Origin of the sequence: Photobacterium sp. GB-72, assembly GCF_003026095.1 — a bacterium.
GTDB lineage: Bacteria > Pseudomonadota > Gammaproteobacteria > Enterobacterales > Vibrionaceae > Photobacterium.
In genome coordinates this window covers 119,705-136,733 of record NZ_PYNV01000014.1, presented here as the reverse complement: position 1 = coordinate 136,733, position 17,029 = coordinate 119,705, and the positions used below count along the sequence as shown (strand labels likewise).

Here is a 17,029-nt window from a genome sequence, read left to right as displayed (position 1 = left end):
TCTTTTCTGGCGAAAGCCAAATAATAAGCAATACCCCGTGGTGGGGTTCCCGAGTGGCCAAAGGGAGCAGATTGTAAATCTGCCGGCACTGCCTTCGAAGGTTCGAATCCTTCCCCCACCACCATCTAATTTGAAAAGTTGTCGTCACTGACGTCTTTTCTGGCAAAAGCCAAATATAGCAATACCCCGTGGTGGGGTTCCCGAGTGGCCAAAGGGAGCAGATTGTAAATCTGCCGGCACTGCCTTCGAAGGTTCGAATCCTTCCCCCACCACCATCATTTAAACCAGTAGCTCAGGCTGCTGGTTTTTTTCTATCTATACCTTTACTCCCTCTTAAATATTTCCCATCTAAGTTCTAAATTTGTACGTAAAAAAATTGCTATAATTTCATTATATGATTACTTTTATTCATGACATTTAATAATGAACAACATGCATATTAAATATCATAAACATCAATAATAACAATTAAATGGATAGTATATGGCTTTGGGTTTCACGGAATTAGAACAAGAAAAGTGGAACACCATAAAAGTACTCATCGTAGATGATCAGCTCTCTTCTGCTCAACTCGTTAAAAGTGTCTTAGATAAAATTGCGATCAAATCAATTGATATCGCGACCTGTTACCAACACGCTATTCAGTTATGCCAAACCCAGCGTTATGATCTTATTTTGTTTGATTTCCATCTTAATCAAAATATTAATGGTGGTGAGTTACTGTCTTTACTCAGACAGCAAAACCTTATTCGTTCAAATTGTGGAATCATCTTTTTTTCTGGAGATCACTCACCTGAAGTCATTTCAACCACAATGGGAATAGAGCCTGATTGTTTTCTTACCAAACCCATTAACATCGGCACCTTAAAACAACGAGTGATCAGTGTCTATAAAGTTTGCTTACACAGAGAGCCAATATATCAAGCTTTAGACAAGCAAGATCATCAACAAGCAATACAGTTATGCCGTCATTTACTCCGAGAGCAAGGCCATAATCTGCATATAGAAACGCTTTTACTAGAGCTACTTATCGAAATAAAACAATGGCAGCAAGCAGAGCAATTATTACTTTTATTTAAGCAACGCTCTCAACACCATAAGTTATCATTGATTGAAGCAAAACTTGCGACAAAGAAAGGCTATCACCTCGAAGCGATTAACCGACTAAAACGGTTAATTAAGCATGTCCCTCTTTGTGTCTTTGCTTATGATGAACTAGCGTCCCTTTATCAACAAAATAACCAAGTCGATAAAGCTCAAGAAGTCGCCATGCAGGTACTCACCTTAACACCAACCATACCGCATCGAGCTTTAACTGTTGCTCAATTATCTGCAGATATGAATGATATTGATAACTTTCTGCAGGCAGGGAAAACATTAGCAACACATCTACCGATTATTGATAAGTTATGGCTAGTACACTTTGCTGAATATACCGCTATTTTCGAGCAAATTTACACAAACCAATTATCAAACCAGCATAACCATCGACTACACACTGCTATTAAAGATATCCATCACTTAGCTCAGCTAAGATTACAGGGTGAAAAAAAGCAACATTTAGACGCCTTCGCCAATATTGCACTGGCTCGTATCTACCACATAGATAAAAAGATCCAAAAATCCAAAAGGCGTTTACTAAAAGGATTAAGTCCATTTTTCGGTGTGATGCTTCAAGCTCCGTCAATAGTCATGATCGAAGCACTTCCTATGCTTATCAGTTATGGTGAAAGTCGTTTAATTGGAGAGGTATACCAAGTATTAATGACACGATCTGAACTTGATGAACACAGTCAGCACCGTTTAAATGAATTAAAAGAGAAACAGCTCATCATTGAAAATGTACGTTTACTTGTGAGCCATTTAGAAACAGCAAAAGCTAATTTGATACAAGATCCCAAACGAGCTGGTGCGCTATATCAAACGATTTTACATGATTACCCACAGTGTAGTGAGGCAATGCTTGGTTATTGTGAAAGTTTACTCAATCAAAAGGCTTACAATCACTCTGATATTCAAAAAAGCTTAAAACAACTAAAAACCATCGAGTTACCACAACCGTTAGCGGATTGGAGAAAATCCTTAATAGCGAAATTATCCTCTCCACAGGTCATATAATAACGACGGAAAATAAAAGCCTAACCTAAGTAGTTTCTAAACGAACACATACTACGTTAGGCTTTTTCGCATGACTCAATCGTCAATTAACGAATAAATCGGTTATAGATAAATAGCAGCACTAAAGCACCGACGGTGGAAATAATAATAGTACCAAGCAGACCCGACGCACCTATACCCAACAGTGAACCAAGGAAACCACCAGCAAAAGAACCAGCAATACCTAAGCCACATGTTGCAATCCAACCGCCACCATCATTTCCAGGCATCAACCATTTAGCGAGTGCACCTGCTATAAGGCCAACAATAATCCAAGTGATAATAGACATGATATTTTCCTTCGTCCGTGGCAGTAACAAGGTAATTACTGCACCATATTGATAAAAATACTTTTTAAAACAACATGTTTGAGTATTTCGTATTCATTCAGCATAGACCTGATAACTCACTCAGTACAAGTAAAGTACTCATTTTTTATCTCTTTTTATCATGACCTAAACTTCCAGCTAAAAATAGACTGTTATTAACAATCTAATATATTGATTTTTAATAACTATATTTCATCATCCCATTAATATTAAATTCTTCCTCAAAGCAATAAAACACTGATTTATTTATTTGACAGACTTACCACGAGGGGTATGTAAACAGATTGTTTAAATATATTTCAGAAAAAACAACATTATATTTAGCTATTCATCCCTTCTCGGTACCTAAAAAAATAAGTGATCTTCATCACAAACGCTTATCCGTGAGAGACTTAATATAGTGACACTATTTGTATGATGTAAGAGCTAGCTATGAACAGATTTGAAGGAAAAGTTGTCATTATCACAGGTGCGGGTAATGGTATGGGTAAAGCTGCGGCACACCGTTTTGCCTCTGAAGGCGCAATTGTTGTTCTAGCAGATCTTTATCAGGACGCACTAGATAAAGTACACAGTGAGCTAATTTCAGAAAAAACACTGTGTGTTAAAACCGATGTTTCAAATGAAGCTGAAGTAAAAAACCTTATTGATCAGACCATTGAGAATTTCAATAAGATTGACATCTTAATCAATAATGCTGGCGTACATATTCCAGGCACAATATTAGACGGTAGCATTCAAGATTGGGAGAAGATCTCTAGCGTAAATATTAATGGTGCTATTTACTGCTCTAAATATGCATTACCTCACTTGATCAAAAGCAAAGGCTGCATTGTTAATAATGCCTCTGTTTCTGGTTTAGGTGCTGACTGGGGCGCAGCTTACTACTGCGTATCTAAAGGCGCTATTGTTAACTTAACTCGTGTACTTGCACTGGATTTTGGCCTACAAGGTGTGCGTGTTAACTCTGTATGCCCAAGCCTAGTGAAAACCAATATGACTAATGGCTGGCCGGAAGATATTCGTAATAAATTTAACGAACGTATTCCGCTTGGTCGTGCAGCAGAGCCTGAAGAAGTCGCAGCGGTAATGAGCTTCTTAGCAAGTGATGATGCCAGCTTTGTAAACGGTGTTAACCTACCTGTAGATGGTGGTGTTACCGCTTCTGACGGTCAACCTAAAATCGTTGCATAATCATAAATAACACCTGCCGAAGGCGGCTCTTTATCTTTCTCGTCGCCTTCATTTATTCCTCTTACCTTCGCTTTATATCGATTAACCTCATCGTTTATTTAAAAGAAATAGGCTCTACCAGCGTTAAATATCTATGTTAGTATCTTTGCTTATCCGTAATTAAAAAACTGACAGAAATCGGAATAAATGATGAAAGTTATCTCCTTCAATATCAATGGGCTACGCGCTCGCCTTCACCAACTTCAAGCCTTAATTGAAAAGCATCAGCCGGATGTGATCGGCTTACAAGAAATCAAAGTTCATGATGAAGCCTTCCCTTTAGCGGATGTTGAAGCGATGGGCTACAAAGTTTACTTCCATGGTCAAAAAGCCCATTACGGTGTTGCAATGCTATGTAAGCAAGAGCCAATTAGCGTACAAAAAGGGTTCCCAACCGATGATGAAGATGCCCAACGTCGAATGATCATGGCCACCTTTAAGCAAGACAATGGCAAGAACATCACTGTCATGAACGGTTATTTCCCACAGGGCGATAATATTAAGCACGAAACAAAATTTCCTGCAAAAGAGAAGTTCTACGCTGATCTGATGAATTACCTAAATACGGCCCACACTAACGATGAAGAATTGATCGTGATGGGCGATATTAATATTAGCCCTACGGATTTAGATATCGGTATTGGTCCTGCTAATGCTAAACGCTGGCTAAAAACAGGTAAGTGCTCATTCCAACCGATTGAGCGTGAGTGGTTACAAACCTTGCTAGACTGGGGTTTTGTCGATACTTTCCGTCAACTTCACCCAACCGTCGATGATAAATACTCATGGTTTGACTACCGCTCGAAAGGCTTTGTTGATAACCGAGGTCTACGCATTGATGTTATTCTTGCGACACCATCACTGGCTGAGCGCTGCATTGAGTCCGATATCGACTACGAATTACGTGGTATCGAAAAACCCTCTGATCACGCACCTATTTGGTCTGTCTTTAAATAATTAATAAAAGGTGAGTCTCTACTCACCTTTTTATCTTCACTCTACTTCACCACAAGGGACTAATTATGAAGTTGTTTGTATTTGATCATTGCCCTTTCTGCGTAAAAGCAATGATGATTGCGGGCTTAAAAAAAGCCGATATTGAATTGGTTTACCTACAAAATCACGATATTGATGCACGAATCGAAAAAGTAGGCGCTAACATGGTACCTATTTTACAAAAGCCAGATGGTAGCTATATGGCTGAAAGCCTAGATGTCGTTAAATTTATCGACAACAACGATGGCAGTCCTGTTTTAGCGCCGGAAGTACATCAAGATGAATTAGTACAATGGGCTGAAGCAGCACGAGATTGTGTACCCTACCTACTCTACCCACGCTGGCTAAAAATAGATCTACCAGAGTTTCAGGTTGAAGAAGCAAAAACGTGGTTCTACAACAAAAAAACGCCAATGTTATCCGTCAGTTTTGAACAAGCTTTTGAAGACTCTTCGCACTACATTGAGCTGGCCAATAAAGCGCTGCAAACATTAGAATGGGTAACATTGCCTTCTGAGCGAAGCAACCAACTTAGCTATGATGATATTCATCTATTTCCAATGCTACGTAATTTAACTGTCGTGAAAGGGATCCAATACCCAACTCGCGTACGTCAATACATTGATGAAGTCGCAGCACTGACTTCAGTCCCACTTTATGATGATGTGGCGGTGTAAAAAAAGCGCTGATAAAACAAAAAGCTCAGCATCTATCATTAGCATGCTGAGCTTTTTCTATTCAACTTTATTAATCTGTTATTTCAGTTAATGGCTGTAAATGGCGTAAATACCGCGCTTCAAGTTTTTTAAATACCCAGATTATGACAAACGTCAGCACCATGTAACAAAGCCCAGCAAACAAGAAAGATTCAAACGGCGCGTAGTAACGAGAGTTTACAATTCTCGCGGCCCCTGTTAAATCAACAATCGTCACAATACCGGCAACGGCTGAGCCATGAACCATGAAGATCACTTCATTACTGTATGCAGGTAACGCTCGTCGTAATGCACTAGGAAGAATAATACGACGAAACGCTTGAAATGGGCCCATACCATAAGCTTTCGCCGCCTCTATCTCACCTTGCGGCATACTATTAATAGAGCCTCGAATAATTTCAGCGGTGTATGCGGCAGTATTTAAAATGAAAGCAACTAACGCACAGAACCATGCTTCTTGCCACATTGTGCCCTGAACATTGATAACTTGGCTTAATCCGTAATAAATAAGATAAAGCTGAATCAATAGCGGCGTACCACGAAAGAAATAAATATATGCCCAAGCTGGAAACGCAATAAATTTATTACTGCTATTTCGCATCATTCCTATGGGGATCGCGCAAATTAAACCGATCACTAGCGAAACGGTAACCATCCACACTGTAGTGTAAAAACCTTCTAGATAGATTTCCCAGCTTTCTGTAAAGATACTAAAGTCCATCGGCTCTACCTCGTCGGAATACTGTATTTACGCTCGGCCCAATTCAGTACCAAGGTGGAAATAGAGGTGAAGATCAAAAATACAACCGCAATAGTAAAATAGAAGGTAAACGGTTTTTGAGTGGTTCCTGCAGCCAATGCCCCTTTACGCACCATGTCATCTAAACCAATGATAGAAACCAGTGCGGTGGTTTTTAATAACACTAACCAGTTATTACCAAAGCCAGGTAAAGCATGACGGATCATTTGCGGCAGTAAAATTCGACGAAAGGATAAAAATGCACTCATGCCATAGGCTTTACCCGCTTCAAGTTCACCTTTATCTACCGCTAAGATCGCGCCTCTAAAGGTTTCTGCCATATAAGCACCAAAAATAAAGCCTATTGTCAGAACACCAGCAACAAAGGGGCTGATCTCGATATAATCAGGAAGGTAACTTGTCCATTCGTGGTTAGGATCAGATTGAGTAAAAGAATTATTCAACCATTCATTAATATTATACAAGCTATCATTAAGTAGCATTTGACCGCCGAAGAAAATCAGCATCATCAATACTAAATCAGGAATACCACGGATCACCGTGGTGTAAAGTGTGGCGATAGCACGCGCCCAACGGTAAGGTGAGAGTTTCGCTAAAGCGCCTAACATACCCAGTGTTGCTGCTAATAAAAGAGAAAGCAGTGCCACTTGTATTGTTATCATCGCCCCTTGAGCTAAAGACCATCCATATCCATATAAATCGAACAACGTCATACTCCTTCATTGTTCGAATAAGAGAGCACTTAGCTTAGCCCTTTGACGAACTCGCCAAACTAGAAGCTAGGTGCTCTTTATTCATTTATGACTTACTGACCGTAAACATCATATTTGAAATACTTATCAGCGATCTGCTTGTATTGACCGTTTTCACGCAGTGCAAGAATTGCTTCATCCAGTTTTTTGGTTAGATCTTTGTCTTGTTTGCGCACGGCAATACCAAAACCTTCACCGAACCATTTAGGATCTGTTAGTGATGGGCCGATAAATTCAAAACCTTCACCACCGTCTTTATTTAGCAAACCTTCTTCTAATGCTGATGCATCACCCAATACGCTAGCAATACGGCCGGCTTTTAAATCTAGGTAAGCTTCGTCAAATGAGCCATAACGAACGATTTCAACAGACTCTCCGAAATTATCCGTTAAGTATTTGTCATGAGTCGTTGCACGTTGAACACCAATCTTCACACCTTTAAGCCCTTCTTTAGTGAAGTCGAGCTCGGTACCTTTTTTGGCAACAAACTTGTTCGGGATAAGAGCATACTTACCAGTAAAGTCGATTTTCTTTTTACGCTCTTCGGTAATAGACATTGCAGCGATGATTGCATCGTATTTACGAGCAAGCAGTGATGGAATAATACCATCCCAATCTTGGGCTACAATTTTACATTTGACCTGCATTTGCGTACAAAGCGCGTTTGCCATATCCACATCAAAACCTTTCAGCTCACCGTTTGGCTCAGTCCAGCTAAAAGGAGGGTAAGCGCCTTCAATACCAAAACGCACTTCTTTCCACTCTTTTGCTTGTACTGCTGATGCACCCATCGCTGAAATTAATGTTGCGGCTAAAATCCATTTTTTCATATCGCTTCTCCTGCTACGTTTAATTGTTCACACCAAGCCATGCTGTGAACCTTGTACTATTTGTACGGTTATCTAATCACAGAGGGTTAGCCTCTATGTCTTAATCGATAACCCTAAGTTTAGTAAATAGACGAAATAAATTGCTGCAATCTTTCAGATTCAGGCTGGGTAAATAGCTTATCGGGATGACCTTGCTCTTCAACAAGGCCTTGGTGTAAGAACATCACTTGATTGGATACATCGCGAGCAAAAGCCATTTCATGAGTGACTACCAGCATGGTACGGCCTTCTTGCGCTAAATCTTGCATTACACCTAATACCTCACCCACCAATTCAGGATCTAAGGCCGATGTCGGTTCATCAAACAGCATCACTTCAGGATCAACAGCAAGGGCTCGCGCAATTGCTGCACGCTGCTGCTGACCACCAGATAAATGGGCTGGATAATAATTACGGCGTTCAAATAAGCCCACTTTTTTGAGTAAGGCTTCCGCTTTTTCAATCGCTTCTGCTTTAGGGACACCGAGCACATGTATCGGCGCTTCAATCACATTCTGTAATACTGTCATATGAGACCACAGATTAAATCCTTGAAATACCATGGCTAAACGGGCACGAATGCGTTGAACTTGTTTATCATCAACAGGTAAATATTCACCGCGACGATTATTGTGCATTTTAATCAATTCACCATTAACCCAAATTTCACCTTGAGTAGGGGTTTCAAGTAAATTGACACAACGTAAAAAAGTACTCTTTCCTGAGCCTGATGAGCCAATAATCGAAACGACATCTCCTCTTCTTGCCGTCAGCGAAATACCTTTTAATACTTCATTGTCACCAAAAGATTTATGCAGGTTCTTAATTTCTAGCGCCACGTCATCCTTCATGTGCGCATACTCCTGTCTCTTTAGAAATCATCTACTACTCGTTTGCCAATTCTATAGCAAAGCACGACATTTCATTAAAAATCATCTTTTTTGAAAGTATCATCTGAAATTCATGATTGCAACATTTCATTAACCTAGCCAACATATATCAAACAGCACCATAACCTGCCATTATACCCACATAAATAGCATAAATACTCAGTTCTGTTTTTATATTCATTTTTCTTATAAGCAGGAGAACAGCCTTTTTTGGGTGATATAAATGAAGGACAAAAGACTAACTGGTAAGATTTGAGCAATATTTTATTTTATGTCTATTTTATTGACTCAACATTGACGAAAAAATAGCGGATATCTTTATAGTATTTTTTAACAAGGTCGAGAATGCCTTAGAATTAGCATTCTAATATTACTCTGCTATGTTTGTTTGAAGAATAAAAATGACTCAAATTTGCATATCCTTGTAAGTCATCATATTAATTATCTCGCCTTTTTTTTGTGACCTTTAACAATAAGAACAAAATGGCGTTACATTAAAAGAGGTTATTCATATTTTTCAGTAACAATTAAATTATTTTTGAATATATTGGTTTTATTTAATGTCTCAGATACGTTAAATAAAACCCAAAAAAACAACAAACGCATGATAAATAACAACTATTCTTTTTTGGTATTTAAAGACCAGCTAAATGTAATAAAATTACATTAAAATTTTCTTTAGTTTTATCAAAAAAATTATATCGTTAATTTTCAATAATTTACAATCATTAGAGATATAACAAAATGTCTAATTTTGTTATAAATTTTCACAGCAATGATCTAGGTCAAATATATGATGCGTCACCTTTGGTATTATCTCCTCAGCGAATTAAATCTCACTTCAACTCAATTAAAGAGCACCTGAGAAAATGGAAAATAATTCTTTCGACTCGTTAATGCCACCAGCAATGGCAAAAAAAGCTGAAGAAGTCGGTGTTTACAAAGCAACTAAGCACCCACTACAATCTTTCTTCTTAGCGATTACCGCTGGTGTATTCATCTCTATTGCATTTGTGTTCTACACAACGGTAACTACAGGTGCAGGCGATATGCCATGGGGTATGGCAAAATTCGTTGGTGCATTAGCATTCAGCCTTGGCCTTATTTTAGTCGTTATTTGCGGCGGCGAGCTTTTCACTTCTTCTGTTCTCATCACTGTTGCTCGCGCAAGTAATCGAATTACTACTGGTCAATTATTACGAAATTGGGTTGTTGTTTATGTTGGTAACTTCATCGGCGCGTCATTCTTCGTAATTTGCATTTGGCTAGCAAAACAACACCTTGGCGATAATGGCCAATGGGGTATTACCGCGATGAAAATAGCTCAGCACAAACTGCACCATACCTTCGGTCAAGCCGTAATACTTGGTATGTTATGTAACTTAATGGTGTGTCTAGCCGTATGGATGACATACTCTTGCCGAAGTGCAACAGATAAAATCATGGTTATGCTATTACCTGTTGCTATGTTTGTTGCTTGTGGTTTTGAGCACAGTATTGCAAATATGTTTATGATCCCAATGGGCATCGTTATCCATAACTTTGCATCGCCAGAATTTTGGACAATGACGGGCGTAGCCCCTTCACAGTTCGCAGATTTAACAGTTAACAATTTTATTATGAACAACTTAATTCCAGTCACTATAGGTAACATTATTGGTGGTGGTTTCTTAGTTGGTCTCACATACTGGGTTATTCATCGTCGTCCGGAACTTAACGGCAATAAAAAGCACTAAGTTCTAACGTCGGTAACAGGTATTTTTTTCTACTGAAATAGATAGATAGGTAGGTATACAATGGCAGAGCAATTTGCTGGATGGGAAGGCTTTACAGCTGGTGATTGGCAGAACGAAGTAAACGTTCGTGACTTTATCCAAAAGAACTACACTCCTTACGAGGGTGACGGCTCTTTCCTTGAAACAGAAGCAACTCCAGCTACAGCGAAACTTTGGGACGCTGTAATGGAAGGCATCAAACAGGAAAACGCGACTCACGCACCTGTTGATTTTGATACAGATGTTGCCTCTACTATCACTGCACATGATGCAGGTTACATTGAGAAAGAACTAGAAACTATTGTTGGTCTTCAAACTGACGCGCCTCTTAAGCGTGCTTTGATCCCTAACGGTGGTATCCGCATGATCGAAAATTCATGCAAAGTATACGGTCGTGAATTAGACCCTATGCTTAACAAGGTTTACTCTGAACTACGTAAAACACACAACCAAGGTGTTTTCGATGTTTACACGCCTTCAATCCTTAAGTGTCGTAAGTCTGGTGTTCTAACTGGTCTTCCTGATGCATACGGCCGTGGTCGTATCATTGGTGACTACCGCCGCGTAGCACTTTACGGTATTGATTACCTAATGAAGGAAAAACTAGCTCAATTCGCATCTCTAGAAGAAGAGTTTTTGAATGGTGAAGACCTTCAGATGACGATGCAACGCCGTGAAGAAATTTGCGAACAGCACCGTGCACTTGGTCAAATCAAAGAGATGGCTGCTAAGTACGGTTGTGATATCTCACTTCCAGCTGTTACTGCACAAGAAGCTATCCAGTGGACTTACTTCGGCTACCTAGCTGCTGTTAAATCACAAAACGGTGCTGCAATGTCTCTAGGTCGTACTTCGACTTTCCTAGACATCTTCATCGAGCGTGATATCGCCGCTGGTAAGATCACTGAAGCACAAGCGCAAGAAATGATCGACCACTTCGTAATGAAACTACGTATGGTTCGTTTCCTACGTACGCCTGAGTACGATGAGCTATTCTCTGGCGACCCAATCTGGGCAACAGAATCAATGGGTGGTATGGGTCTTGACGGTCGTACACTAGTTACACGTACTAACTTCCGTTTCCTAAACAGCCTATACACTATGGGTCCTTCTCCAGAGCCAAACATCACTGTTCTTTGGTCTGAAAAACTACCTGTAGGCTTCAAGAAGTTCTGTGCGAAGGTATCTATCGATACATCTTCTATCCAGTACGAAAATGATGACCTAATGCGTCCAGACATGAACTCTGACGATTACGCAATCGCTTGTTGTGTATCTCCAATGGTTGTTGGTAAGCAAATGCAGTTCTTCGGTGCTCGTGCTAACCTTGCTAAGACTATGCTTTATGCAATCAACGGCGGTGTAGATGAGAAGCTTAAGATTCAAGTAGGTCCTAAGACTGAAAAAGTAACTGCTGAAGTTCTTGACTACACAGATACTATGGATCGCCTAGATCACTTCATGGATTGGTTAGCAACAACTTACGTTGCAGCACTTAACGCTATCCATTGGAGCCACGACAAGTACAGCTACGAAGCATCGCTAATGGCTCTACACGATCGTGACATCAAGCGTACAATGGCTTGTGGTATCGCTGGTCTTTCTGTTGCAGCTGACTCACTATCAGCTATCAAATACGCAAAAGTTAAACCAATCCGTGATGAAGACGGTATTGCAATCGACTTCGAAATCGAAGGCGACTACCCTAAATTCGGTAACAACGATGCTCGCGTAGATGACATCGCTTGTGACCTAGTTGAGCGCTTCATGAACAAGATCCGTACTCACAAAATGTACCGTGATGCGATCCCTACTCAGTCTATCCTAACTATCACATCTAACGTTGTGTACGGTAAGAAGACGGGTAACACACCAGACGGTCGTCGTGCAGGTGCTCCTTTCGCACCAGGTGCTAACCCAATGCACGGTCGTGATGAGAAAGGTGCTGTAGCATCTCTAACATCTGTAGGTAAACTACCATTTGCTCACGCTAAAGATGGTATTTCTTACACATTCTCTATCGTACCGAACGCGCTAGGTAAAGATCTTGATACTCAAGAAAACAACCTTGCAGGCCTAATGGATGGTTACTTCCACCATGAGTCTGGCATTGAAGGTGGTCAACACCTAAACGTTAACGTTCTTAACCGCGAAACGCTTGAAGACGCAGTTAAAAACCCAGAGAAATACCCACAGCTAACTATCCGTGTATCGGGTTACGCAGTGCGTTTTAACTCTCTAACGCCAGAGCAGCAAGCTGACGTTATCTCTCGTACTTTCACTGCATCTCTATAATATAGAGCGTACAGTTTAGTATGTAGGAAACTTGTTTCCTGATAAAAACCGGTCTTAATGGCCGGTTTTTTTATGTCTACATATCTTCCCCACAAGCCTCGCTATTGTTTATCGACTCAATGCAGATTTTTTAATAATTACAACATATCTATTACCAATAAAGTCATCTCTCCAAATTTTTATAAGTTAGCGATAAATTGACACAAAATAAGAGAATACCCCTAATTTCCATCCCGATATTTCGCTACAATACCCTAGTGGTTTGTAATAAAATAACACTCAAATAAACGCAGCATGCGGAGAAGTAATCAATGTCAGCAATAGGTCGTATTCACTCATTTGAATCTTGCGGAACCGTCGATGGACCTGGTATCCGTTTTATTGTTTTTCTGCAAGGTTGCTTAATGCGCTGTCAGTACTGTCATAACCGTGATACATGGGATACTCATGGTGGTCGTGAAGCTACGGTAGACGAACTTATGCATGAAGCGAAATCATACCGTCACTTTATGAATTCATCTGGCGGCGGTGTTACTGCTTCTGGTGGCGAAGCAATGCTTCAACCTGAATTTGTTCGTGACTTTTTCCGTGCTGCGCAAGCTGAAGGGATCCATACCTGCTTAGATACCAACGGCTATATTCGCAAACATACTGATGTGGTTGATGAAGTGTTAGACGCAACGGATCTTGTGATGCTAGATCTTAAGCAAATGGATGATGGTGTTCACCAAAATCTGGTTGGTGTTTCCAATAAACGCGTACTCGACTTTGCTCGTTACCTACACCAACGCGGTCAAAAAACTTGGATCCGTTATGTTGTTGTTCCGGGTTACACCGATGACGAACATTCTGCACATCAACTTGGTGAGTTCATAAAAGATATGGACAATATCGAGAAGATCGAACTACTTCCTTACCATCAACTCGGTGAGCACAAGTGGGAAGCTATGGGCTTTGAATACCCGTTAGCTGGTGTGAAACCACCGAAAAAAGAAACCATGGAAGCGATTAAAGAAATCCTTTCTAGCTATGGCCATAAAGTGATGTACTAATCCACTCAACGAAAAATACAAAAAGCGAGCATTAGCTCGCTTTTTAATACGTGTTAAACGGTAACTATCTTAACGGGATAATGGCAAAATAATCGTCAAAAAGGTGATAAAAAATAACATAATGCCAATTGAAAGTGGGGCTGTATGTTTCAACGTAGTCACTGGCTCGTTCATTGATAGCTTCCTTTAATATTTTTAATGATTTTGATATATATCAAATTTTAAAGTGTAATGATGAATAAACACACAGCCAATATTGCAACCAGAGTTTACAGTATTCACCAAATTCATCTTCATACTTCTACTCTATATATCGATATACTGCTTCTGCTCTAGTGACTAAATAACCACTTTCTTATTCTTTTATTACCTATCTCTAAAACGCATTCAATAAATCTTATATACGGTACAAAACGCAACCAAAAACAGCAGCAATTTATAACAACAAAAATAAAATTAACCATGATAAAATGATGGTATAAAAGAAAAGCAAACGATTGCGTCACTATATACATCTTTATCTATAGTATTTAAAACCAACACCATCAATATCACGCAGATACGCATGATTTCCACTGTGAGGATATAGCCTATATGAAAAGCGACATCGATATTTGCCGTGACACCCTACTCTCTCCGATTGAAGGCATTGCCAAAAAAGCGGGTATTCAACCACAGGAACTGACACCGCAAGGTTCATTAAAAGCAAAAATAAAACCTGCCATTTTGAATCGGTTAGCGGATCAAGCAGAAGGGAAACTGGTGGTCGTTACTGCGATTACACCAACCCCACTAGGAGAAGGAAAAACCGTTACAACAATTGGTTTAGCACAAGGGTTAGCAAAAATTGATCGCTCAGTAATGGCTTGTATTCGACAGCCGTCAATGGGACCTGTCTTTGGCGTAAAAGGTGGCGCAGCGGGCGGCGGTTATAGCCAAGTCGCACCAATGGATAAGCTAAACCTTCATCTTACGGGTGATATTCATGCGGTTACGGCAGCGCATAACCTTGCAGCTGCTGCAATTGATGCTCGCTTATATCATGAATCACGTTTAGGTTATGATCTATTCAGTGAAAAAACAGGATTACCTGCGCTACGTATCGACATTAATAACATCACTTGGAAACGCGTGATGGATCATAATGATCGTGCTTTGAGAATGATCACCATAGGTCAAAATGAACCAGATAAAACCATTAATGGTTTAGAGCGCCATGACGGCTTTGATATCACAGCCGCCTCTGAACTCATGGCTATTTTAGCACTTGCCGATGATCTCCATGATATGCGTAAACGCATTGGCCGTATTGTCGTCGCTTATGATCTTGATGGTAACCCTGTTACTACAGAAGATCTGCAAGTAGCAGGAGCCATGACTGTCACTCTCTGCGATGCCATTGAGCCCACCCTAATGCAAACGTTAGAAGGCGTACCCACTCTTATCCACGCAGGTCCTTTTGCCAATATCGCGCACGGAAATTCATCTATTATTGCAGACAAAATCGCATTAAAACTCAGTGACTTCACCATTACTGAAGGTGGCTTTGGTTCTGATATGGGATTTGAAAAAGCCTGTAATATTAAAGCCCAGCAAGCAAAAAGAGGCCCTGACTGTGCCGTTGTTGTGGCAACATTGCGTGGCTTAAAAGCCAACTCTGGTCTTTATGATTTACGTCCAGGACACGCTTTACCTGACGGTATTTTTGCCAAAGACAATGATGCGCTGGTTGCAGGGTTTGAAAACCTAAAATGGCATATCAGTAATGCCGCCCGTTATGGTGTTCCCGTTGTTGTCGCAATTAACCGTTTCCCACAAGATACAGATGAGGAATTAGCGCAACTACAAGCAATGATCAAAGCAGAGAGCTTTGACACTTTTGTAGACGTTGCTATCAGTGAAGCCTTTGGTAAAGGCGGTGAAGGGGCGATTAAACTCGCAGAGTGTGTGGTAAAAGCCTGCCAACATAAAGCAAACTTCACTCCTTTATATCAACTAAACCAGCCATTAGAAGAAAAAATAATGGCTGTGGCTGAAGTAGGATATGGGGCTAGTCATGTAGCGTTATCAGAGGTAGCTCAGCAACAATTAGTCAAATTTAAAGCTCTAGGGTTTGATGAGCTGGCTATTTGTATGGCAAAGACACCGCTATCTATTTCAACCGACCCTAGTATTAAAGGGGCACCAAAAGGCTTTACCGTCCCAGTACGTGAATTAAAATTGTGTGCAGGAGCTGGATTTATTTATGCTTTATGCGGCAATGTAATGACAATGCCAGGGTTACCTGAAAAGCCCGCATTTATGAATCTTGATATCGATGAGAATGGCAATATTATCGGCTTAAGCTAACAACGGCTAAAGGTTAACAATAAAAGGTTGTTGTTGCTTAACGCATGCAATAACAACCTGTTAAACGACGCTATCTTATACTTGCCCGAATACAGAGATAGCTATATTACTTTAACGATATCACTCGACAATAACCAAAAAAAAAAGACCTTAAAATAAATATGGCTTTTCATTTTTAATAATATACTGTAACAAAAAAAGATGCCCATATGGTGTCAGATCAATTTATTTTATACCTAACCTGCTACTCTCAATGGCAGAAAATAAAATATTAATGAGGCTAACTCAAATGGAAATGACCCACGCTCAACGCTTAATTTTATCTAATCAGTACTACTTGATGTCAAAACTGACACCTGAAAACGCAGCACATTATCGTCGCCTTCAAACCATTGTTGAACGTGGCTATTCATTACAAATGCGTGAACTAGATAAAGACTTTGGTGATTTACCTGAAGATGATTGCCGTCAAGTTATCGATTTTATGGAGATGTACCACGCTCTCCAAGAATCGTTTAATCTTGAAGATTGTCGTTGCGATGGTGCCAAAGATATTGATCAACGCCGATTACAATTCCTTGGTTTTGATGCTGCCACTGAAGCACAGCTTGTGCATTACGTCCGCTTCCTCGTTGATGATGAAGGTTTATATCCTCAATTTGAGAAAACAGAACATCGCTTCAATAGCCAAGTCCCAATGCTAGAAAAATACCAACGTATGCTAAAAGTATGGCGCAACTGTCCACGCCAATACCATTTATCTTGCAACGAAATTCAGCAAATAATCACAGCGTAAATTTTCATTCAGCCCTAAAAAACCGAGTCTATGCTCGGTTTTTTTATGGCATGATATATT

Annotated in this window: 14 protein-coding genes and 2 tRNA genes; 11 read left to right on the top strand and 5 right to left on the bottom strand. The window is 40.1% G+C overall.

Going from position 1 to position 17,029, the window contains the following annotated elements; all coding sequences use genetic code 11:
- Positions 1 to 39: 39 nt before the first annotated feature.
- The 3 genes from C9J40_RS15815 (at position 40) to C9J40_RS15805 (ending at position 2,118) form a co-directional block, all read left to right on the top strand.
- Positions 40 to 124, top strand: a tRNA-Tyr gene (locus C9J40_RS15815).
- A gap of 66 nt (positions 125 to 190) precedes the next feature.
- Positions 191 to 275, top strand: a tRNA-Tyr gene (locus C9J40_RS15810).
- A 208-nt stretch (positions 276 to 483) separates the two neighbouring features.
- A complete protein-coding gene (locus tag C9J40_RS15805) occupies positions 484 to 2,118 on the top strand; it encodes a response regulator (RefSeq protein WP_107247388.1) in 1,635 nt (544 codons plus the stop codon).
- 86 nt (positions 2,119 to 2,204) lie between these two features.
- Here the strand turns inward: C9J40_RS15805 and C9J40_RS15800 are convergent, their stop codons facing one another.
- On the bottom strand, positions 2,205 to 2,447 hold the full coding sequence (locus C9J40_RS15800) for a GlsB/YeaQ/YmgE family stress response membrane protein (protein ID WP_107206019.1): 243 nt from the start codon (positions 2,445 to 2,447) through the stop codon (positions 2,205 to 2,207).
- Positions 2,448 to 2,918: 471 nt separating this feature from the next.
- Here C9J40_RS15800 and C9J40_RS15795 point away from each other — a divergent pair, with 471 nt between their 5' ends.
- From C9J40_RS15795 to grxB, 3 genes are all read left to right on the top strand, one after another.
- Positions 2,919 to 3,680 carry an SDR family NAD(P)-dependent oxidoreductase gene (locus tag C9J40_RS15795; RefSeq protein WP_107247387.1) on the top strand — a complete coding sequence of 254 codons (762 nt, stop codon included), beginning with the start codon at positions 2,919 to 2,921 and terminating at the stop codon, positions 3,678 to 3,680.
- Between the two features lie 189 nt (positions 3,681 to 3,869).
- The gene (gene xthA, locus C9J40_RS15790; RefSeq protein ID WP_107206017.1) at positions 3,870 to 4,676 is read left to right on the top strand and encodes an exodeoxyribonuclease III; all 807 of its coding nucleotides are present in this window, start codon (positions 3,870 to 3,872) and stop codon (positions 4,674 to 4,676) included.
- A gap of 65 nt (positions 4,677 to 4,741) precedes the next feature.
- Entirely contained in the window at positions 4,742 to 5,392 is a 651-nt protein-coding gene (gene grxB / locus C9J40_RS15785) for a glutaredoxin 2 (protein WP_107247386.1), read from the top strand.
- Positions 5,393 to 5,462: 70 nt separating this feature from the next.
- Here grxB and C9J40_RS15780 read toward each other — a convergent pair whose 3' ends face one another.
- The 4 genes from C9J40_RS15780 to C9J40_RS15765 all read right to left on the bottom strand — a co-directional run bounded on the left by C9J40_RS15780 (position 5,463) and on the right by C9J40_RS15765 (position 8,663).
- The gene (locus C9J40_RS15780) at positions 5,463 to 6,152 is read right to left on the bottom strand and encodes an ABC transporter permease (protein WP_107247385.1); all 690 of its coding nucleotides are present in this window, start codon (positions 6,150 to 6,152) and stop codon (positions 5,463 to 5,465) included.
- 5 nt (positions 6,153 to 6,157) lie between these two features.
- Entirely contained in the window at positions 6,158 to 6,898 is a 741-nt protein-coding gene (locus tag C9J40_RS15775; protein ID WP_107206459.1) for an ABC transporter permease, read from the bottom strand.
- A 98-nt stretch (positions 6,899 to 6,996) separates the two neighbouring features.
- Positions 6,997 to 7,773 (bottom strand): ABC transporter substrate-binding protein, encoded by a 777-nt coding sequence (locus C9J40_RS15770; RefSeq protein ID WP_005369222.1) that lies wholly within the window; start codon positions 7,771 to 7,773, stop codon positions 6,997 to 6,999.
- Between the two features lie 119 nt (positions 7,774 to 7,892).
- Positions 7,893 to 8,663: an ABC transporter ATP-binding protein gene (locus C9J40_RS15765; RefSeq protein ID WP_107247384.1), complete on the bottom strand. Its 771-nt coding sequence runs from the start codon at positions 8,661 to 8,663 to the stop codon at positions 7,893 to 7,895.
- Positions 8,664 to 9,571: 908 nt separating this feature from the next.
- Between C9J40_RS15765 and focA the strand changes: the two genes are divergently transcribed.
- The 5 genes from focA to C9J40_RS15740 all read left to right on the top strand — a co-directional run bounded on the left by focA (position 9,572) and on the right by C9J40_RS15740 (position 16,969).
- Complete coding sequence (focA, locus tag C9J40_RS15760) at positions 9,572 to 10,438, top strand: formate transporter FocA (RefSeq protein ID WP_107206012.1); 867 nt, start codon at positions 9,572 to 9,574, stop codon at positions 10,436 to 10,438.
- 60 nt (positions 10,439 to 10,498) lie between these two features.
- Positions 10,499 to 12,772: a formate C-acetyltransferase gene (gene pflB, locus C9J40_RS15755; protein ID WP_105059643.1), complete on the top strand. Its 2,274-nt coding sequence runs from the start codon at positions 10,499 to 10,501 to the stop codon at positions 12,770 to 12,772.
- Between the two features lie 311 nt (positions 12,773 to 13,083).
- The gene (gene pflA / locus C9J40_RS15750) at positions 13,084 to 13,824 is read left to right on the top strand and encodes a pyruvate formate lyase 1-activating protein (protein WP_107206011.1); all 741 of its coding nucleotides are present in this window, start codon (positions 13,084 to 13,086) and stop codon (positions 13,822 to 13,824) included.
- A gap of 594 nt (positions 13,825 to 14,418) precedes the next feature.
- Positions 14,419 to 16,173 (top strand): formate--tetrahydrofolate ligase, encoded by a 1,755-nt coding sequence (locus tag C9J40_RS15745; protein ID WP_107206010.1) that lies wholly within the window; start codon positions 14,419 to 14,421, stop codon positions 16,171 to 16,173.
- Positions 16,174 to 16,462: 289 nt separating this feature from the next.
- Positions 16,463 to 16,969: a YfbU family protein gene (locus C9J40_RS15740; protein ID WP_107206009.1), complete on the top strand. Its 507-nt coding sequence runs from the start codon at positions 16,463 to 16,465 to the stop codon at positions 16,967 to 16,969.
- The last annotated feature ends 60 nt before the right edge of the window (positions 16,970 to 17,029 follow it).